Here is an 18863-nt window from a genome sequence, read left to right on the forward strand (position 1 = left end):
CTGCCGTCGCTGCAGCCACACAGCGATACGAAAAACGCCTCGAAGCGTTTTCGACAAATAAGAACAATAAACGGAGTAAGTCATCCATGCAGTCCCTGCAGACCCAGGCTATCGCGCCTGCCCGCCTCTCCCGTTTCAGCCACACTGCGCTTGCCAGCGCTGCCGCCCTTGCCGGTTTTTCACCGTTGAGCCAGGCCGCATTCTTCGACGACAGCTCGGCCACTTTCGAAACCCGCAACATGTACTTCAATCGCGATTATCGCGACGGCACCAGTGCCCAACAGTCCAAGCGTGACGAGTGGGCCCAGGGTTTCATGCTCAATCTTAAATCAGGCTACACCGACGGCACCGTGGGGTTCGGTGTCGATGCGCTGGGCATGTTGGGGGTCAAGCTCGATTCGAGCCCGGACCGTACCGGTACCGGCCTGCTGCCGACCGACGATGGGCGAGCCGTGGACGAATACTCCAAACTCGGCCTGACCGGTAAAGTGAAAATCTCCGCCAGCGAGCTGAAAATCGGCACCCTGATTCCGGAACTGCCGATCCTCAAGCCCAACGACGGACGCATCCTGCCGCAGACCTTTGAAGGCGGCATGCTGACCTCCAAAGAGATCAAGAACCTGACCTTCACCGGCGGGCGTCTGGACAAGGCCAAGGATCGCGACAGCACCGACTTCGAGGACATTGCCCTCAACAACAAGAACGGTCGTTTCGCTGGCACCGTGGCCGGCAAGCACTTCGACTTTGGCGGCGTGGACTACAAGCTCACCGACAAGATCACCGGCAGCTACCACTTCGCGCAACTCGATGAAGTCTACAACCAGCACTATCTCGGGCTGGTTGCTTCGCAGCCGTTCGGCCCTGGCACCTTTGCCAGCGACCTGCGATTTGCCATCAGTGATGACCAGGGCGAGGCCCGTGGCGGCCCGATCGACAACAAGTCCCTCAATGGCCTGGTGAGTTACGCCTTGAGCGGGCACAAGTTCAGCGCGGGCTACCAGCACATGTCCGGCGACAGCGCGTTCCCCTATGTGGATGGCAGCGACCCGTACCTGGTGAACTTCGTGCAGATCAACGACTTTGCCGGCGCCCAGGAGCGCTCCTGGCAAGCGCGTTATGACTTCGACTTCGTCACTCTCGGCGTCCCCGGCCTGACCTTCATGAGCCGTTACGTGAGCGGTGACAACATCAAGCTCAAGAACGGTGACGAAGGCAAAGAGTGGGAACGCGACAGCGAAATTAAATATGTTGTACAAAGCGGCGCGCTCAAGGATGTCGCCGTGCGCCTGCGCAATGCCACCTACCGTTCCAACTACTCCGCTCGCGATGCCGATGAAGTGCGTCTGCTGGTGAGCTATAGCGTTGCCCTTTGGTAATTCAGTACGTCAATAACAACAACTCCCAAGGAGACTTGAATGAACCTGTCAATGCGTAAACTAGCCCTCGCCGCCAGCGTCCTGCTGCTCACCGGCCAGGCGCTCGCCGAACCCAAACGCCCGGAATGCATCGCCCCGGCCTCGCCCGGCGGTGGTTTCGACCTGACCTGCAAACTGGCGCAAAGCGCGCTGGTCAACGAAAAACTGCTGACCAAACCGATGCGCGTGACCTACATGCCCGGCGGTGTCGGCGCCGTGGCGTACAACGCGGTGGTCGCCCAGCGTCCGGCCGATGCCGGCACCCTGGTGGCCTGGTCCAGTGGTTCGCTGCTGAACCTGGCGCAAGGCAAGTTCGGTCGTTTCGATGAAAGCAACGTGCGCTGGCTGGCCGCCGTTGGCACCAGCTATGGCGCCATCGCGGTTAAAAGCGATTCGCCTTACAAGACTCTGGACGATCTGGTCCAGGCACTGAAGAAAGATCCGAGCAAAGTGGTGATCGGTTCCGGCGGCACCGTCGGCAGCCAGGACTGGATGCAGACCGCGCTGATCGCCAAGGCTGCCGGGATCAACCCGCGTGACCTGCGTTACGTCGCCCTCGAAGGCGGCGGTGAAATCGCCACCGCCCTGCTCGGTGGGCACATCCAGGTCGGCAGCACCGACATCTCCGACTCCATGCCGCACATCCAGAGCGGTGACATGCGATTGTTGGCAGTGTTCTCCGACAAGCGTCTGGACGAGCCGGAAATGAAGGACATCCCGACAGCGCGTGAGCAAGGCTACGACATCGTCTGGCCGGTGGTGCGCGGCTTCTACCTCGGGCCAAAAGTCAGCGACGAAGACTACGCCTGGTGGAAAGCGGCCTTCGACAAATTGCTGGCTTCCGAAGACTTCGCCAAATTGCGTGATCAGCGCGAGCTCTTCCCGTTCGCCATGACCGGCCCGGAACTGGACACCTACGTGAAGAAGCAGGTTGCGGACTACAAAGTGCTGGCCAAAGAGTTCGGCCTGATCCAGTGATCGTCTCTGTCTAGCGGTTGCGGCTCCGTTTTGGCGGGGCCGCAGCCCAGGAGTTCCCCATGCTCTTACAACGCATTTTCGCCTCGGTACTATTGCTGGCCTGTATCGGCCTGGCACTGATGGCGTGGCCGTATCAAGCGGCTTTCTCCTACGAACCGGTGGGACCGCGGGCCTTCCCGTTGTTGATGCTCGGCCTGATGGGCTCGGCACTGTTGTACATGGTATTTCGTCCTGCACCGATCAAGCACAGCGATGACGAGCCGCCTCTGGATCGCGAAACCCTGACCAAGATCGGCATCTGCGTGGTGCTGTTACTGGTGTTCGCCGGCACCTTCGAACCGCTGGGTTTCATCGTCGCCAGCATCCTGATCGGCGTGCCCATGGCCCGTCTGTATGGCGGTCGCTGGGTACCCAGCATCGTGATCATCAGCCTGATGGCCGTCGGTCTCTATCTGCTGTTCGACCGCGTGATGGACGTACCGCTGCCCCTCGGCCTGCTCGACGTTCTGGAGAACTGATATGGATACTCTTGGCTATTTGGGTCAGGGCTTCGGCGTCGCGCTGAGCCCGTACAACCTGGTGACCGCACTGTGCGGCACCCTGATCGGCACTGTGGTCGGCCTGTTACCGGGCCTGGGGCCGATCAACGGCGTCGCACTGTTGATCCCGATCGCATTCGCCCTCGGCTTGCCACCGGAGTCGGCACTGATCCTGCTGGCAGCCGTGTATCTGGGTTGTGAATACGGTGGCCGGATCAGCTCGATCCTGCTGAACATTCCGGGCGAAGCGTCTACCGTGATGACTACCCTCGATGGCTACCCGATGGCTCGCCAGGGCCTGGCCGGTGTCGCGCTGTCGCTGTCGGCATGGAGCTCGTTCATCGGTGCCTTCATCGCGACTTGCGGCATGGTGCTGTTCGCCCCGCTGCTGGCGAAATGGGCGATTGCCTTCGGGCCGGCGGAATACTTCGTACTGATGGTGTTTGCGATTGTCTGCCTCGGCGGCATGGCCGGTGACCGCCCGTTGAAAACGTTCATCGCGGCGCTGATCGGCCTGTTCCTGTCGACCGTCGGCATCGACGCCAACAGCGGTGTGTATCGCTTCACCGGGGACAACATCCACCTGACCGACGGCATCCAGTTCGTCGTGCTGGTGCTCGGCCTGTTCTCCATCAGCGAAATCCTTCTGCTGCTGGAAAAAACCCATCACGGCCAGGAAGCAGTGAAAGCCACCGGGCGCATGATGTTCAACTTCAAGGAAGCGGCGTCGGTGTTCACGGTGAACATTCGTTGCGGCGTACTGGGCTTCATCATGGGCGTGTTGCCGGGTGCCGGCGCGACCCTGGCCAGTGCCGTGGCCTACATGACCGAAAAACGCATCGCCGGTGCCAGCGGTAAATTCGGTCAAGGTGACAAGCGCGGCCTCGCCGCCCCGGAAACCGCCATCGGTGGCGCGGCTTGCGGTGCGCTGGTGCCGATGCTGACCCTCGGTGTTCCAGGCTCCGGCACCACGGCCGTGATGATCGGCGCCCTGTCGCTGTACAACATCACCCCGGGCCCGTTGCTGTTCCAGGAACAACCCGACATCGTCTGGGGCCTGATCGCTTCGTTGTTCGTCGCCAACGTGATGCTGGTGATCCTCAACATCCCGATGATCCGCGTGTTCACCCGCATCCTCGCGGTGCCGAACTGGGCACTGGTGCCGGTGATTGCGATCATTACCGGGATCGGTGTCTACGCGGTGCACGCCACCACCTTCGACCTGTTCCTGATGATCGGCATCGGCATCTTCGGCTACATCCTGCGCAAGCTGGACTTCCCGTTGTCGCCGCTGCTGCTGGGCTTCATCCTCGGCGGCCTGATGGAACAGAACCTGCGCCGCGCCCTGTCGATTTCCAACGGTGCGCTGGAAATCCTCTGGTCGAGCCCGATCACCTTCGGTGTCTGGGTACTGACGGCGATCATGCTGTTGATGCCGATCCTGCGCATCTGGCGCAAACGTTCGGCCACGCAGCGCGCTATCGCCGATGTCTGATCGGCCCCCCTTCAGAAGCTGGTGGGGAACCCCGCTGGTCGGCCTGCTTGGCGGTTACCTCGCCAGCCAGGTCGGCTGGCCTTTGCCGTGGATGGTCGGCTCGTTGCTGGCGATCATCCTCGTGCGCTGCCTGACACCCTGGCAATTGGCCGAAATCCCTGGCGGTCGCAAGTGCGGCCAGTGGATCGTCGGTATCGGTATCGGCCTGCACTTCACCCCGTTGGTGATGGAGCAGGTGCTGAGTCATTTCGGTCTGATCTTCTTCGGTGCGTTGGTCACCAGCCTGTCTGCAGTGGTCGGCGTGTGGCTGATGCGCCGCACCGGTGAAGATCGCGCCACGGCGTTCTTTTCCAGCATGCCAGGTGGTTCCGGGGAGATGGTCAACCTCGGCGCCCGCAATGGTGCGGTGCTCAGCCGTGTGGCGGCGGGGCAGAGTTTGCGGGTGTTGGTGGTGGTGTTGTGCGTACCGGCTGCCTTCAAGTATCTGTTGGGCGACGGTGCGCCGATTTCCCATGTTGGCAGCATCGATTGGCGCTGGTTGGCGGTGTTGTTTCCCGTCGGTGCATTGGCCGCCTGGATCTGGGAGCGCCTGCGTCAACCCAACCCCTGGCTGTTCGGGCCATTGCTGGTCAGTGCGGCAGTCAGCATCGGCGGGGATCTGCACATCGGTTTGCCCAACGGCGGTAGCCAGATCGGCCAATGGTTGATCGGCAGCGGTCTGGGCTGTCACTTCAACCGGCAGTTTTTCCGGCGTGCGCCATCGTTCATGGGCCGCACCTTGATTGGCACGGCGTTGACCATGCTGATTGCAACTGCAGCGGCCTTGGGTTTGAGTGCGCTGACCCATCTGGACCTGCGTTCCCTGACCTTGGGCATGATGCCGGGCGGTATTGCCGAGATGAGCCTGACGGCGGAAACCCTGCAGCTGTCGGTGCCGCTGGTGACGGCGATGCAGGTGATGCGGCTGTTGTTTGTGTTGTTTCTGGCGGAGCCGTTGTTCAAGTATTGGAACCGGAATCCGGAGTAAGACCGAGTCGACTTCATCGCGAGCAGGCTCACTCCTACATTGGATTTGCGGTGCTCACAAAACCTGTGGGAGCAGCCGGTCGACGCTCGATTGCTCGCGATGGGGCCAGTCAGGTCAACCCATCAACCCGGCGGCAACCGCCACTCGATAGGCGTCTCGCCGTTCTGTTCCAGAAACTTGTTGGTCCGGCTGAAGTGCCCGCAACCGAGGAAGCCGCGATAGGCCGACAGCGGTGACGGGTGCACCGAGGTCAGCACCAGATGCTTGGTGGCATCGATCAGCTTCTGCTTGCTCTGGGCATGGGCGCCCCACAGCATGAACACCAGGTGCGGTTGCTGCTGGCTGACCACTTCAATGATTCGATCGGTAAAAATCTGCCAGCCCTTGTCCTTGTGCGCATTGGCGTTGGCGCGCTCGACGGTCATGGTGGTGTTGAGCATCAGCACGCCCTGATCGGCCCAGCTCTGCAGGTAGCCATGGTTGGGGATGTCGATGTTCAGGTCGCGCTTGAGCTCTTTGTAGATGTTCACCAGCGACGGCGGCGCCGGCACGCCGGGTTGCACCGAAAAGCACAAACCATGGGCCTGGCCCGGGCCGTGATAAGGATCCTGGCCGAGGATCACTACCTTGACCTTGTCCAGCGGCGTGGAATTGAGCGCATTGAAGATCATCGGCCCCGGCGGATAGATCTCCTTGCCGGCCGCCCGCTCCTGTTGCAGGAAGTTTCGCAATTCTGCCATGTAGGGCTGGTCGAACTCGGCACGCAGTGCCTCCTTCCAGCCCGGTTCGAGTTTGATACGGTCGTCAGCAGTCATGGTTACATCCGGCAAAAACAATTGGGGCGAACCCTAGGAAAGCTCACCACACTTGTCAATTGATCTGACGCAGTTCCGGCACTTTCCCATACAGCGATCATACTTAACCTTCAAATTCCCGATCGAGGTCACGATGAATCTGCACTTCGAAGAACTCACCGGCACGGACGGCGCCCGCATCGGCATCGCCAGTCTGGATGCCGAAAATTCCCTCAACGCCCTGTCCCTGCCGATGATCAACGCCCTGCGCGACCGCATGGAGGCCTGGGCCAAGGACTCGCAGATCGTCTGCGTCCTGTTGCGCGGCAATGGCGCCAAGGCTTTTTGCGCCGGCGGTGAAGTGCGCAGCCTGGTGCAAGCCTGTCGCGTCCATCCGGGTGAAGTACCGCCACTGGCTGCGCAGTTTTTTGCGGCGGAGTATCGCCTGGACTTCAAACTGCACACCTACCCCAAGCCGTTGATCTGTTGGGGCCATGGCTATGTGCTCGGCGGCGGCATGGGACTGTTGCAAGGGGCAGGCATCCGTATTGTCACGCCGAGCAGCCGGTTGGCCATGCCGGAAATCAGCATCGGCCTGTACCCGGACGTTGGTGCCAGTTGGTTTCTGTCGCGCCTGCCCGGCAAGCTCGGGTTGTTCCTGGGCCTGACCGGTGCGCACATGAACGGCCGCGATGCCATCGACCTGGACCTGGCGGATCGTTTCCTGCTCGATGAGCAGCAGCCGAAGTTGATCGAAGGTCTGCTGCAATTGAACTGGCAGGAACAGACACCGATGCAGCTCAACAGCCTGCTCAAGGCCCTGCAACAGGAAGCCGTGGCGCAGATGCCCGAAGCCCAGTGGCTGCCGCGCCGTCAGCAGATCGACGAACTGCTGGATGTCAGCGACGTGCGTTGCGCCTGGAAGGCCATCAGCGCCTTGCGCGATCACAGGGATCTGTTGCTGAACCGCGCGGCCAGAACCCTGAGCGAAGGCGCACCGCTGACCGCTCATCTGGTGTGGGAGCAGATCATCCGTGCCCGGCACCTGTCGCTGGCCGAAGTCTTTCAGATGGAATACACCCTGAGCCTCAACTGCTGTCGTCATCCGGAATTCAGCGAAGGCGTACGTGCCCGGTTGATCGACAAGGATCAGAAGCCGCACTGGCACTGGCCGGACATCAACAACGTGCCGAACGCGGTGGTAGAGGCGCATTTTCACAAGGCGTGGGAAGGTCGGCATCCGTTGGCGGATTTATCCGAGTACTGAAATCCGGGTATAAAAAATGTGGGAGCGAGCAGGCTCGCTCCCACAGGTTTTGTATTCAGTTTAATGATTAGCGGTGATTACCCCGGCCGCTGTGATCGCCACGCCCGCTGCGATAGCCGCGCCCGTCGTGACTGCGATAGTCGTTGTTCCAGTTCCCGCCGCTACGGCCGTCCCAGCCATGGTTCTGATGCATGCGGTAGTCGCCCCGCGACGGCTGATAGTAACGAGGGGCCGACTGGTAATGGCGCGACGGTTGATAGATCCGCGGCTGCGAGTAATAGCGCGGTGTCGGCTGGTAATACCGCGCTGGCGGCACGTAATACCGGGGTGGCGGTGTGTAATAACCATTGGAATAGTAAGAACGCCCCCCGGTGTAATAGGTTGGCGCAGGCGAGGTATAGACCTCGGAACTGTAGTAACTGCCTCCTTCGTCGTAGTAAGGCGCGCACCCACCAAGGGATAATCCCAACATAGCTAGCAGAAGTATTCGACAGAGCATGGCGGCCTCCTGGACCGCGGGTAAGCCACACCAGCGACGCTGGCAGGCGACAATCAAATGTTCGATGACTGTCGAAATATCAGACATCGAATTCGGAATCTGGTGCGTGCCTGAAACAAGTGGAAACATCTGGCCGATGAAAGGTTTTTCATCCCTTCACGCCCTGGTTAATGGTGGCCACCGCGATATCCACCGCCGTGATAGCCGTGGCCACGGTAATAACCATGCCCACCGTAGTAATAGGAGCGATAACCACCGTAATAACGTGGGCCGTAATAGCCGCCGTGGTAATAAGGCGAGTAGTAACCGGGATAGTAATAAGGTGCCGCGTAAACATCGGCAGGACCGTCGTAGTAGTAGCAGCCAGACAATCCAAAACCGAGCACTGCACCAAACAACAATCGACGCAACATGACGGCCTCCGTAAAGACCTGTGACAGCAGTCGGCACACACCGGCTGACATCTGTTTTGACTGGCAAAACTCTGCCAAGTGCAACGCCGCGAGTACCTTCTGATCAGCGGCGGATACGTTCCAATGCGGTGCACTTGCGCACCATCACAAGGCAGTCCGCCCTCCCGATCAAACCCGCCGATCACCCTGCCCCCCACGCTAGAGCGCTCGGCCCGACTTGGCACGTCTCTCGCTTTAGCGCACTTGTTCCAAAAAAAGTGCAGGCGTCATCACAGGTTCGCGGCACCACAATTTGCAAATGGCTGACTAGGGTTCCGGCTCGCAATCGCGAGTGACTGGTCCGAGAGTTGGCGACCTCCAGTTGAGGTTACACGGCGGGATAAAAGCCCGGGAGACAAGCCACCGTCAGCGGTGCCGCTGCCGTCCTGTCCGTCCTTGATCAACTGGAGAACCACCATGTCCCAGCTTCGTTTACCCGCCCTGCTCGCCGCTGCGTTCGCAGCCCTCGTGAGCTTCTCGTCCCAGGCTGCCCAGAAAGACCACTTCAGCGTGTGCTGGACGATCTACGCCGGCTGGATGCCGTGGGAATACGCCGGCAGCCAGGGCATCGTCGACAAATGGGCGAAAAAGTACGGCATCAAGATTGATGTGGTGCAGCTCAACGACTACGTCGAATCCATCAACCAATACACCGCCGGCCAGTTCGACGGCTGCACCATGACCAACATGGACGCGCTGACCATCCCGGCCGCCGGCGGCGTCGACAGCACTGCGCTGATCGTCAGCGATTTCTCCAATGGCAACGACGGCATCGTGCTCAAGGGCGAAGGCAAAAAAGTCGCCGACCTCAAGGGCATGGACGTCAACCTGGTGGAGCTGTCGGTGTCCCATTACCTGCTGGCCCGGGCTCTGGATTCGGTGGACCTCACCGAGAAAGAACTGAAAGTGGTCAACACTTCCGACGCCGATATCTCGGCCGCCTTCAACACCGATCAGGTCAACGCCGTTACCACCTGGAACCCGATGCTGTCGGACATCAAGGCCAAGCCTGCGGTGACTGAAGTGTTCAACTCCAGCCAGATCCCCGGCGAAATCATGGACATGATGGTGGTCAACAGCGCCACCCTCAAAGACAACCCGGCCCTCGGCAAAGCGCTGACTGGCGCCTGGTTCGAAGTGGTCGAGTTGATGAGCGCGAAAAACGCCGCCAGTAAAGCCGCCCTGGAGCACATGGCCAAGGCCTCCGGCACTGACCTGGCGGGTTTCCAGGCGCAACTGGACACCACCAAATTGTTCGCCACCCCGAAAGAAGCCCTGGCGTTCAGTACCAGCAAGCAATTGCCGGAAACCATGCGCAAGGTCGCCGAGTTCTCCTTCCAGCACGGCCTGCTGGGTGAAGGCGCCAAGGACACCAGCGCAGTCGGCATGGCCTTCGCCAACGGTGTGACCAGCGGCGACAAAGGCAACCTCAAGCTGCGCTTCGACCCGAGTTACGTGCAGATGGCCGCCGACGCCAAGCTGTAATCAGGAGAACTGTCCATGCGCCTGATCAACCGTCACCCGGACCGTCCGAGTCGCCTGTTGCTGGTGATCCTGCCGTTCGCCCTGGTGCTGTTCGCCTACTTCATGGGCTCGGCCGAGCGACTGGCGGACAACTCCAACGACAAGCTGCTGCCCAGTGCCGTGCAGATGACCGACGCGGTGAAACGCCTGGCGTTCGTGGCCGACAGCCGCACCGGCGAATTCCTGCTCTGGCAGGACACAGTGTCCAGCCTGCGGCGTCTGGCCATCGGCCTGGGCATCAGCGCCCTGGCCGGGCTATGCCTGGGCATCGCCGCCGGTACCCTGCCGCTGTTCGGTGCGCCGTTGTCACCCTTGCTGACGGTGCTGTCGATGGTGCCACCGCTGGCGATTCTGCCGATCCTGTTCATCGTCTTCGGCCTGGGGGAATTGTCGAAAGTGATGCTGATCGTCATCGGCATCACCCCGGCCCTGGCCCGGGATCTGGAACAGCGCGCCCGGGAAATTCCCGTCGAGTTACTGATCAAGGCGCAGACGCTTGGCGCTTCGACCTGGACCTTGATGCTGCGCGTGGTGCTGCCGCAATTGTTGCCGCGCCTGTTGATATCGCTGCGACTGATGCTGGGTTCGGCGTGGTTGTTCCTGATCGCTGCCGAAGCCATCGCCTCCACCGATGGTCTCGGCTATCGGATTTTCCTGGTGCGCCGCTACCTGGCGATGGACGTGATCCTGCCGTATGTCGTGTGGATTACCCTGCTCGCCTGGCTGATGGATTGGGGGCTCAAGCACCTCACTCGCCGCGCCTTTCCCTGGTATGAAGGGGCTGCCAAATGAGTTTCATCACGGTGAAAAACGTCTGGCAGCAATACGCCGATCAAGTAGTGCTCGAAGGTCTGAACTTGAACGTCAACGAGGGCGAGTTCTGCACACTCGTCGGTGCCTCAGGTTGCGGTAAATCGACTTTCCTTCGGCTACTGCTGGGCCAGGAACGCGCCAGTCGCGGCCAGATCCTGCTCGACGGCCAGCCCTTGGCCATTGAGCCGGATGCCAGCCGTGGCGTGGTGTTCCAGCGCTACTCGGTGTTCCCGCACTTGAGCGTGCTGGACAACGTCGCCCTTGGCCTTGAACTGCCCCGCTCGCCGCTACTCGGACGCCTGTTCGGCAGCGCGAAAAAAGCGGCCCGCGAACAGGCGTCGGTGTTGCTGCACAAAGTCGGCCTCGGCCACTCGCTGGACAAGTACCCGGCGCAGCTCTCCGGCGGTATGCAACAGCGGCTGGCCATTGCCCAGGCGCTGATCATGAAGCCTCGGGTGTTGCTGCTCGACGAACCGTTCGGCGCCCTCGACCCGGGCATCCGCAAAGACATGCACGCCTTGCTCCTGGAGCTGTGGCGCGAGACCCGACTGACGGTGTTCATGGTCACCCATGACCTGTCCGAAGGCTTCAGCCTCGGCACACGCCTGCTGGTGTTCGACAAGGTCCGTCTCGACCCGCATGCACCTGGCCGCTATGGCGCACGCATCACCTACGACATCCCTTTGAACAGCGACCGGCGCGCCCATCGTGCCGCCGTCGACGCCTTGCCGGCTCCTTTGGCAGGCACGCTTCGTATCGCTTAGAGGAATTTTGCAAATGACTGATTCGACCCAACTGTTCCCGCCCTTCGCCGAAGAAATGCTCCCCGGCGGCGGCCATCGTTCCTTCGTCTTGAAACGCGGACAACTGCTGCGCCTGACCGACCTGCGCGGCGGCGCCAACGTCAGCCTGACAATGCTCAACGCCAATGAAAAAACCGAGCGCCTGAACCTGCCCGACAGCCTCAAATGCCAACACACCGCCAAGCTCACCGCCGGCCATTGCCTGTACTCGGACATGGGCCGCGTGCTGGCTGCCATCACCGCCGACACCTGCGGCTGGAGCGACAGCCTCGGCGGCGTGCTCTGCGCTGAAGAAGTGGCAGAAAAATACGGCGCCGGCCGCTATCAGGAATTGCGCAACGGCTTCTTGCGCAACGGCACCGACAACCTGTTGGTGGAACTGGGCAAGTGGGGGCTGGGCCTGTCCGACCTGCTGATGACCCTCAACCTGTTCAGCCGCGTGAACGTCGATGACGGCGGGCGTTTCCACTTTGTCGAAGGCAACTCCAAGCCCGGCGACTACATCGAGTTGTACGCGCCGATGGACACGTTGGTGGTGCTCACCGCCCTGCAACATCCCATGGACCCGTCGCCGCAATACGCGCCGCAACCACTCAAGCTCAGCTGGATGAACGCCGATGCCAGCGTCGCCGAACACTGCCGCACCTCGCGCCCGGAAAACGAGCGTGGCTTCATCAACACTGACCGTTTGTTCGCCTGAGGATCGCTGCCATGTCACTCGCAATCGCCACCGCTCCACAGTCGCCTGAAGCGGCCGTCTACCGCGCCACCATCCCCGCCGGCGAGCCCTGGCTGATGGAGGTCAAGGCCGGTCAGACTTTGCGCATCCTTGACCTGGAGGGTAACCAGGCTGTCGACACCCTGTTCTACAGCGTTGCCAACCCGAAGGAACGCTACGACGTGCAGCGCACCCTGCGCCGGCAGAACAGCGTGTACCTGAGCACCGGCAGCGTGCTGTATTCCAACCTCGGCAAGCCGATGCTGACCATCGTCGCCGACACCTGCGGGCGTCACGACACCCTCGGCGGTGCCTGCGCGCAAGAGAGCAACACCGTGCGCTACGCCCTGGAAAAACGCTACATGCACAGCTGCCGCGACAACTACCTGCGCGCCTGTGCTCACGATGGCCGGTTGGGCAAGGGCGACATCGGGCCAAACATCAACTTTTTCATGAACGTGCCGGTCACCGCTGATGGCGGGCTGACCTTCGAAGACGGCATCTCGGCACCGGGCAAGTACGTCGACCTGCGGGCCGAAATGGACGTGATCGTGCTGATCTCCAATTGCCCGCAACTGAACAACCCGTGCAATGCCTACAACCCTACGCCTGCGGAGCTTCTGGTATGGAACTGAAGTTCACGAGACTGCGCCGCTGGTTGTTTGCCTTGTGCCAGGCCCGATCAGGGCAGTGCCTGAAAAAGTAAAAACCACCACCCCCTGTAGGAGCGAGCTTGCTCGCGAAAAACCCAAGAGCACCACTAGGTATCTGGTTTTACGCGTAATCGTTCACGACCATCGCGAGCAAGCTCGCTCCTACAAGAGGCCAATGGTGTTTTGGAACGAATTGATTATTCCACCGGGGACGACCCCGATGCCTTTCAAAAAACTGCGGGACGGCCCGCATCCCCATCAGGGGTTATGCCATGTTCGAAAAAGTCCTGATTGCCAACCGTGGCGCCATTGCCTGCCGCATCCTGCGGACCCTGCGTGAACTACAAGTGCAGGGCGTTGCCGTGTACTCCGAAGCGGATGCCGCCAGCCTGCACATCCTGCAAGCCGATGAGGCCCATAGCCTCGGTGAGGGTGCAGCGGCTGGAACTTACCTGGCTGTCGATAAGATCCTCGCCATCGCCAAGTCCACCGGCGCCACCGCGATCCATCCCGGCTACGGCTTTCTCTCGGAAAACGCCGCGTTCGCCGAAGCCTGCGAGGCCGCCAACATCGCCTTCATCGGCCCGACGCCCGAACAACTGCGGGTGTTCGGCCTCAAGCACACCGCCCGCGCCGTGGCCAAACAACACGGCGTGCCCATGCTCGAAGGCACCGAACTGCTCGACAGCCTCGACGCCGCATTGATCGCCGGCGAACAGGTCGGCTACCCGCTGATGCTCAAAAGCACCGCCGGCGGTGGCGGCATCGGCATGCGCGTGTGCCGCAGCGCGACCGAGTTGAACGAGTCCTTCGAAGCGGTCAAACGCCTGGGTCAGAACAATTTCAGCGACGCCGGGGTGTTCATCGAGAAGTACATCCAGCGTGCCCGTCATCTGGAAGTACAGGTGTTCGGCGACGGTCGCGGCGAGGTGATCGCCCTCGGCGTGCGTGATTGCTCGGTGCAGCGCCGCAACCAGAAAGTCCTCGAGGAAACCCCGGCGCCGAACCTGCCCGACGGCATGGCCGAGGGGCTGTGCGCCGCCGCGATCAAATTGGCCAAGGCAGTGAATTACCGCAGCGCCGGCACTGTGGAGTTTGTGTTCGACAGCGAGGCCCAACGCTTCTACTTCCTGGAAGTGAACACCCGTTTGCAGGTGGAACACGGTGTCACCGAACAGGTGTGGGGCGTCGATCTGGTGCGCTGGATGGTGCAACTGGCGGCCGGTGACCTGCCGCCGCTGAGCGATCTGGTACAAGGTTTGAAACCGCAGGGTCATGCGATTCAGGCGCGGTTATACGCGGAGGATCCGGGTCGGGATTTTCAACCGAGCCCCGGTTTGCTCACCGCGGTGAATTTCCCCGCCACCGATGGCAAACAGTTGCGCATCGACACCTGGGTCGAGGCTGGCTGCGAGATCCCGCCCTACTTCGACCCGATGATCGCCAAGGTCATCAGTTGGGCGCCGACTCGCGAAGAAGCCACTGCAGACCTGCATCAGGCGCTGGGTGCCAGCCTGCTCTACGGCGTGGAAACCAACCGCGACTACCTGCGGCAGATTCTGCTCGATGCGCCTTTCGCCAGCGGCCAGCCATGGACCCGTTGCCTGGAAAACCTGGTGTATCAGGCCAGCACGTTCGAGGTGCTCAGCGCTGGCACCCAGACCAGCGTGCAGGACTATCCCGGTCGCCTCGGTTACTGGGCGGTGGGTGTACCGCCGTCGGGTCCGATGGACAGTCGCGCGCTGCGTTTGGGCAACCGTTTGCTGGGCAACGAAGAAGGCGCCGCGGCGCTGGAAATCACCATGAGCGGGCCGTTGCTGCGCTTCAATTGCGAGGCGGTAGTAGCCGTGACCGGCGCGGCGATTCCATTGCTGCTCAACGGCGAAAGCGTACCGATGAACACTGCGTTGATGGTTCCGGCAGGCGCCACCCTGAGCCTCGGCACCATTGCCGGAGCCGGTGCCCGCAGCTATCTGTGCCTGCATGGCGGCCTGCAAGTGCCGGATTACCTGGGCAGCAAAAGCACCTTCACCCTCGGCCAGTTTGGTGGCCACGGTGGCCGCGCATTACGAGCCGGTGATGTATTGCACCTGCCAGCCCTGAATGACCACAGCGCCGGTCAGCAACTGGCTGAAGATCAGCTCACCGAACTGCCTGCGGTTCGGCGAATTCGAGTGATCTACGGCCCCCACGGCGCCCCGGAATATTTCACCGAAAACTACATCGGCACCTTCTTCGCCACGCAGTGGGAAGTGCATTTCAACTCCAGCCGTACGGGCGTGCGCCTGATCGGGCCAAAGCCGGAATGGGTGCGCGCCGACGGTGGTGAGGCCGGTTTGCATCCGTCGAACATCCACGACAATCCGTACGCGATCGGTGCGGTGGATTTTACCGGTGACATGCCGGTGATCCTCGGCCCGGATGGCCCGAGCCTCGGCGGGTTCGTGTGCCCGGTGACGGTGATCGAGGCGGATCTTTGGCAACTGGGGCAGCTCAAGGCGGGGGACAAGGTGCAGTTCTCCCCTGTCGACCTCATGACCGCCCGCACCCTGGCCTTGAAATGGACTCCCTCCTGTAGGAGTGAGCCTGCTCGCGATGACGGCATCACATCCGACATCTCTGTGACTGAAACACCGCAATCGCTAGCAGGCTCACTCCTACAGGGAATTGTGTCGCCTGTGGTATTGGATTTGGGGCAGGATGACACGCGGCTGGTGGCGAGGCTCTCGGGCGACACCCACCTGCTACTGGAAATCGGCGCCCCGGAACTGGACCTGGTTCTGCGCTTCCGCGCCCACGCCCTCATGCAGGCGCTGGAAAGCAAACACCTGCACGGCGTGATCGACCTGACGCCAGGCATCCGTTCGCTGCAGGTCCATTACCAACCCGAACAACTGCCGCTGTCCGACCTGCTAGGCATCGTCGCCGGCGAATGGGACGCCGTGTGCGCCGCCAAAGACCTGCAAGTACCGTCGCGCATCGTTCATCTGCCGCTGTCCTGGGATGACCCGGCGTGCCAGTTGGCCATCGAGAAATACATGACCACCGTGCGCAAGGACGCGCCATGGTGCCCGAGCAACCTGGAGTTCATCCGCCGCATCAACGACCTGCCGAACCTCGATGACGTGCAAAGCACGGTGTTCGACGCCAGCTACCTGGTGATGGGGCTTGGTGACGTCTACCTCGGCGCACCGGTCGCCACCCCGCTCGACCCGCGTCATCGCCTGGTCACCACCAAGTACAACCCGGCGCGCACCTGGACCGCGGAAAACTCGGTGGGCATCGGTGGCGCCTACATGTGCGTCTACGGCATGGAAGGCCCCGGCGGCTATCAGTTTGTCGGGCGCACGCTGCAGATGTGGAACCGCTACCGCGAAGTCGCAGCCTTCGATGGCAAACCGTGGTTGCTGCGGTTTTTCGACCAGATCCGTTTCTACCCGGTCAACGCCGACGAACTGCTGCGCATCCGCCGGGATTTCCCCCTCGGGCGCTTCGACCTGAACATCGAGCACAATCAATTGAACCTGGCGGATTACCAGGCCTTCCTGGCCCGGGAAGCCGAGACCATCGACGCGTTCCGCGATCAGCAAAAAGGCGCATTCAATGCCGAGCGCGAACGCTGGATCGCCAGCGGCCAGGCCCATTTCGACAGCGAAGAACCGGCCCCGGAGACGACCGAAGAGGCGCCGCTGGCCAGCGGCCAACAGAGCGTCGACAGCCACATCGCCGGCAACCTCTGGCAGGTTCAGGTCGAGGCCGGCAGCCGTGTCGAGGCCGGTGACGTGCTGGTGATCCTGGAGTCGATGAAGATGGAAATCCCCCTGCTCGCACCGATGGCCGGCGTGGTGCGCGAGATTCGCGTGCAACCGGGTTCGGCGGTGCGCGCCGGACAGCGCGTCGTGGTGCTGGAACTCGACTGAACCCATTTTGCCAAGGACTCATGCCATGAACATCAATCTGCAACTCGACGCCCTGCGCAGCGCCTACCGCGACGGCAGCCTCACCCCTCGGCAACTGTTGCCGAGCCTGCGGGAAAAAGCCGCAGCACTGAACCCGGACTATCACCTGTTCATCCACTTGCTCAGCGCCGAGGAGCTGGAACCTTACCTCGCCGCCCTCGACGGTCGCGCTCCCGACAGCCTGCCGCTGTATGGCGTGCCGTTCGCGATCAAGGACAACATCGACCTGGCGGGCATTCCGACCACGGCGGCGTGCCCGGCATTTGCCTATGTGCCGCAGCGTTCGGCGACCATCGTCGAGCAACTGCTGGCCCTCGGTGCGATCCCGCTGGGCAAGACCAATCTCGACCAATTCGCCACGGGGCTCAACGGCAGCCGCTCACCGTACGGCGCATGCCCCAACAGCGTGTTGCCGGAGTACCCGTCGGGCGGATCCAGTGCCGGTTCGTCGCTGGCGGTGGCGCTCGGGGTTGCGAGTTTTTCCCTTGGCACCGACACCGCCGGCTCCGGACGCGTGCCGGCGGCGTTGAACAATCTGGTCGGCCTGAAAGCCACCAAGGGCCTGATCTCGACGGCTGGCGTGGTACCGGCCTGTCGTACACTGGATTGCGTCACCACGTTCACCACCACCGCGCGGGAGGCCAGTCAGTTGCTGGCGCTCACTGCGCGCCTCGATCCACGGGACGAATACAGCCGCAGCAACCCGCTGTGGAACGACGGCTCGGCGTTCGGCACACCGCGGCCGTTCCGTTTCGGCGTGCCGCGCGCGCAGGACCTGCAATTTTTCGGTTGCCCTGAAGGCCCGCTATTGTTCGGTGATGCCATCGACCGCCTCAAGGCCTTGGGCGGCGAAGCGGTGGAACTGGATCTGTCGCCGTTTCTGGAGGCCGCCCGCTTGCTCTATGAAGGCCCGTGGGTAACCGAGCGCTACAGCGTGGCCGGTGAGTTGATGGCGCAAAACCCCGAGGCGGTGTTGCCCGTGATTCGCGCTGTATTGGCCAAGGCACCCGCCGTCGACGGCGTGCAAACCTTCCGCGCCCAATACCGACTGCAAGCGCTCAAAACCCTGTGCGACAACGCGCTGGAAGGCCTCGACTGTGTCGTCACGCCGACCATCGGCCGCCCGGTGACGCTGGCTGAACTCGAGGCCGAACCGGTGCTGCGCAATTCGGAACTGGGTTACTACACCAACTTCATGAACCTGCTCGACTACGCCGCTGTCGCCGTGCCCAGCGCCTTCATGGACAACGGCATGCCTTGGGGCGTGACGCTGTTCGGGCGGGCCTTCACCGATCAGTATCTGCTGAGCGTGGCGGACGCCTTACAGCGTCAGCAAGGCCTGGCCGCACCTGCCCCGGCGCCGGTTGCACGCCATGATCGGGCGCGGCTGGTGGTCTGCGGCGCGCACCTGGACGGGCTGGCGCTGAACTGGCAGCTCAAGCAGCGCGGCGCCCGCCTGGTGGAAACGACTTTCAGCTCGCCGGACTACCAATTCTATGCCCTTGCCAGCGGCCCGCCGTTTCGTCCGGGCATGGTCCGCGTGAAGGATGGCGGCGTGGCGATTGCGGTGGAAGTCTGGGAGTTGCCAAGCAGCGAGCTGGGTTCGTTCCTGACCGGGATTGCGGCGCCGCTGGGATTGGGCAAGGTACAACTGGCGGATGGTCGCTGGGAGAGCGGGTTTATCTGTGAGGCCTATGGACTGGAGGGCGCGGTGAATATCAGCCACTTTGGCGGCTGGCGGATGTACCTGAAAACACTGCTGTGATCTTTCGATTCGCTGGCAAGCCAGCTCCTACAGGGTGGACTGCCCCCAAAATGTTGGACGGTCTACTGCCACATGCCCACGGATTGAGTCCTGTACTCCACAGGGCTCAGTCCACCGAGCTTTGATTTGATCCGGTCATGATTGTAGTAACTGATGTACTCG

Annotated in this window: 17 protein-coding genes and 1 riboswitch; of the genes, 13 read left to right on the forward strand and 4 right to left on the reverse strand. The window is 61.9% G+C overall.

Going from position 1 to position 18863, the window contains the following annotated elements; genetic code table 11:
* The first annotated feature begins 86 nt into the window (after positions 1-86).
* The 5 genes from KGA83_RS22160 to KGA83_RS22180 are packed head-to-tail and all read left to right on the forward strand — an operon-like array spanning position 87 to position 5454.
* Complete coding sequence (locus tag KGA83_RS22160) at positions 87-1376, forward strand: OprD family porin (protein WP_108216821.1); 1290 nt, start codon at positions 87-89, stop codon at positions 1374-1376.
* 39 nt (positions 1377-1415) lie between these two features.
* Positions 1416-2393, forward strand: coding sequence for a Bug family tripartite tricarboxylate transporter substrate binding protein (locus KGA83_RS22165; RefSeq protein WP_108216820.1), 978 nt, complete (start codon positions 1416-1418; stop codon positions 2391-2393).
* Positions 2394-2452: 59 nt separating this feature from the next.
* Entirely contained in the window at positions 2453-2911 is a 459-nt protein-coding gene (locus KGA83_RS22170) for a tripartite tricarboxylate transporter TctB family protein (RefSeq protein ID WP_108216819.1), read from the forward strand.
* Between the two features lies 1 nt (position 2912).
* A complete protein-coding gene (locus KGA83_RS22175; RefSeq protein ID WP_108216818.1) occupies positions 2913-4427 on the forward strand; it encodes a tripartite tricarboxylate transporter permease in 1515 nt (504 codons plus the stop codon).
* Entirely contained in the window at positions 4420-5454 is a 1035-nt protein-coding gene (locus KGA83_RS22180; protein ID WP_108216817.1) for an AbrB family transcriptional regulator, read from the forward strand. The genes KGA83_RS22175 and KGA83_RS22180 overlap by 8 nt, the downstream gene beginning before the upstream one ends.
* 122 nt (positions 5455-5576) lie before the next feature.
* Here the strand turns inward: KGA83_RS22180 and ung are convergent, their stop codons facing one another.
* The gene (gene ung, locus KGA83_RS22185) at positions 5577-6269 is read right to left on the reverse strand and encodes a uracil-DNA glycosylase (RefSeq protein ID WP_108216816.1); all 693 of its coding nucleotides are present in this window, start codon (positions 6267-6269) and stop codon (positions 5577-5579) included.
* Between the two features lie 133 nt (positions 6270-6402).
* Between ung and KGA83_RS22190 the strand changes: the two genes are divergently transcribed.
* Positions 6403-7515 carry an enoyl-CoA hydratase/isomerase family protein gene (locus KGA83_RS22190; RefSeq protein ID WP_108216815.1) on the forward strand — a complete coding sequence of 371 codons (1113 nt, stop codon included), beginning with the start codon at positions 6403-6405 and terminating at the stop codon, positions 7513-7515.
* A gap of 67 nt (positions 7516-7582) precedes the next feature.
* On the opposite strand, the gene KGA83_RS22195 is transcribed toward KGA83_RS22190, so the two are convergent.
* Entirely contained in the window at positions 7583-8014 is a 432-nt protein-coding gene (locus tag KGA83_RS22195; protein WP_115948417.1) for a hypothetical protein, read from the reverse strand.
* A gap of 167 nt (positions 8015-8181) precedes the next feature.
* On the reverse strand, positions 8182-8427 hold the full coding sequence (locus KGA83_RS22200; protein WP_115948418.1) for a hypothetical protein: 246 nt from the start codon (positions 8425-8427) through the stop codon (positions 8182-8184).
* 295 nt (positions 8428-8722) lie between these two features.
* Positions 8723-8823, forward strand: a riboswitch (guanidine-I (ykkC/yxkD leader).
* Positions 8824-8883: 60 nt separating this feature from the next.
* On the opposite strand from KGA83_RS22200, the gene KGA83_RS22205 reads away from it, so the two are divergent.
* The 7 genes from KGA83_RS22205 to atzF all read left to right on the forward strand — a co-directional run bounded on the left by KGA83_RS22205 (position 8884) and on the right by atzF (position 18701).
* Complete coding sequence (locus tag KGA83_RS22205) at positions 8884-9951, forward strand: putative urea ABC transporter substrate-binding protein (protein ID WP_108216812.1); 1068 nt, start codon at positions 8884-8886, stop codon at positions 9949-9951.
* Between the two features lie 15 nt (positions 9952-9966).
* Positions 9967-10782 (forward strand): ABC transporter permease, encoded by an 816-nt coding sequence (locus tag KGA83_RS22210; protein WP_223530930.1) that lies wholly within the window; start codon positions 9967-9969, stop codon positions 10780-10782.
* Complete coding sequence (locus KGA83_RS22215) at positions 10779-11567, forward strand: ABC transporter ATP-binding protein (RefSeq protein ID WP_223530932.1); 789 nt, start codon at positions 10779-10781, stop codon at positions 11565-11567. Before KGA83_RS22210 ends, KGA83_RS22215 begins: the two co-directional genes overlap by 4 nt.
* A gap of 13 nt (positions 11568-11580) precedes the next feature.
* Positions 11581-12306 (forward strand): urea amidolyase associated protein UAAP1, encoded by a 726-nt coding sequence (locus KGA83_RS22220; RefSeq protein ID WP_108216809.1) that lies wholly within the window; start codon positions 11581-11583, stop codon positions 12304-12306.
* A gap of 11 nt (positions 12307-12317) precedes the next feature.
* Positions 12318-12959 (forward strand): urea amidolyase associated protein UAAP2, encoded by a 642-nt coding sequence (locus KGA83_RS22225; RefSeq protein ID WP_223530934.1) that lies wholly within the window; start codon positions 12318-12320, stop codon positions 12957-12959.
* Between the two features lie 290 nt (positions 12960-13249).
* A complete protein-coding gene (gene uca, locus KGA83_RS22230) occupies positions 13250-16897 on the forward strand; it encodes an urea carboxylase (protein ID WP_223530936.1) in 3648 nt (1215 codons plus the stop codon).
* 25 nt (positions 16898-16922) lie between these two features.
* Positions 16923-18701, forward strand: coding sequence for an allophanate hydrolase (atzF, locus tag KGA83_RS22235; RefSeq protein WP_223530938.1), 1779 nt, complete (start codon positions 16923-16925; stop codon positions 18699-18701).
* A 62-nt stretch (positions 18702-18763) separates the two neighbouring features.
* Here the strand turns inward: atzF and KGA83_RS22240 are convergent.
* A partial coding sequence (locus KGA83_RS22240; RefSeq protein WP_151214274.1) for an IS3 family transposase occupies positions 18764-18863 on the reverse strand: 100 nt, incomplete at its 5' end.

The organism is Pseudomonas sp. GL-R-19 (assembly GCF_019956375.1).
Classification (GTDB): Bacteria; Pseudomonadota; Gammaproteobacteria; order Pseudomonadales; family Pseudomonadaceae; genus Aquipseudomonas.

Bases quoted from the DNA above. Each gene is read 5' to 3' on its own strand.
- KGA83_RS22160 (WP_108216821.1), top strand. From the start codon at position 87: ATGCAGTCCCTGCAGACCCAGGCTATCGCGCCTGCCCGCCTCTCCCGT.
- KGA83_RS22165 (WP_108216820.1), top strand. From the start codon at position 1,416: ATGAACCTGTCAATGCGTAAACTAGCCCTCGCCGCCAGCGTCCTGCTG.
- KGA83_RS22170 (WP_108216819.1), top strand. From the start codon at position 2,453: ATGCTCTTACAACGCATTTTCGCCTCGGTACTATTGCTGGCCTGTATC.
- KGA83_RS22175 (WP_108216818.1), top strand. From the start codon at position 2,913: ATGGATACTCTTGGCTATTTGGGTCAGGGCTTCGGCGTCGCGCTGAGC.
- KGA83_RS22180 (WP_108216817.1), top strand. From the start codon at position 4,420: ATGTCTGATCGGCCCCCCTTCAGAAGCTGGTGGGGAACCCCGCTGGTC.
- ung (WP_108216816.1), bottom strand. From the start codon at position 6,269: ATGACTGCTGACGACCGTATCAAACTCGAACCGGGCTGGAAGGAGGCA.
- KGA83_RS22190 (WP_108216815.1), top strand. From the start codon at position 6,403: ATGAATCTGCACTTCGAAGAACTCACCGGCACGGACGGCGCCCGCATC.
- KGA83_RS22195 (WP_115948417.1), bottom strand. From the start codon at position 8,014: ATGCTCTGTCGAATACTTCTGCTAGCTATGTTGGGATTATCCCTTGGT.
- KGA83_RS22200 (WP_115948418.1), bottom strand. From the start codon at position 8,427: ATGTTGCGTCGATTGTTGTTTGGTGCAGTGCTCGGTTTTGGATTGTCT.
- KGA83_RS22205 (WP_108216812.1), top strand. From the start codon at position 8,884: ATGTCCCAGCTTCGTTTACCCGCCCTGCTCGCCGCTGCGTTCGCAGCC.
- KGA83_RS22210 (WP_223530930.1), top strand. From the start codon at position 9,967: ATGCGCCTGATCAACCGTCACCCGGACCGTCCGAGTCGCCTGTTGCTG.
- KGA83_RS22215 (WP_223530932.1), top strand. From the start codon at position 10,779: ATGAGTTTCATCACGGTGAAAAACGTCTGGCAGCAATACGCCGATCAA.
- KGA83_RS22220 (WP_108216809.1), top strand. From the start codon at position 11,581: ATGACTGATTCGACCCAACTGTTCCCGCCCTTCGCCGAAGAAATGCTC.
- KGA83_RS22225 (WP_223530934.1), top strand. From the start codon at position 12,318: ATGTCACTCGCAATCGCCACCGCTCCACAGTCGCCTGAAGCGGCCGTC.
- uca (WP_223530936.1), top strand. From the start codon at position 13,250: ATGTTCGAAAAAGTCCTGATTGCCAACCGTGGCGCCATTGCCTGCCGC.
- atzF (WP_223530938.1), top strand. From the start codon at position 16,923: ATGAACATCAATCTGCAACTCGACGCCCTGCGCAGCGCCTACCGCGAC.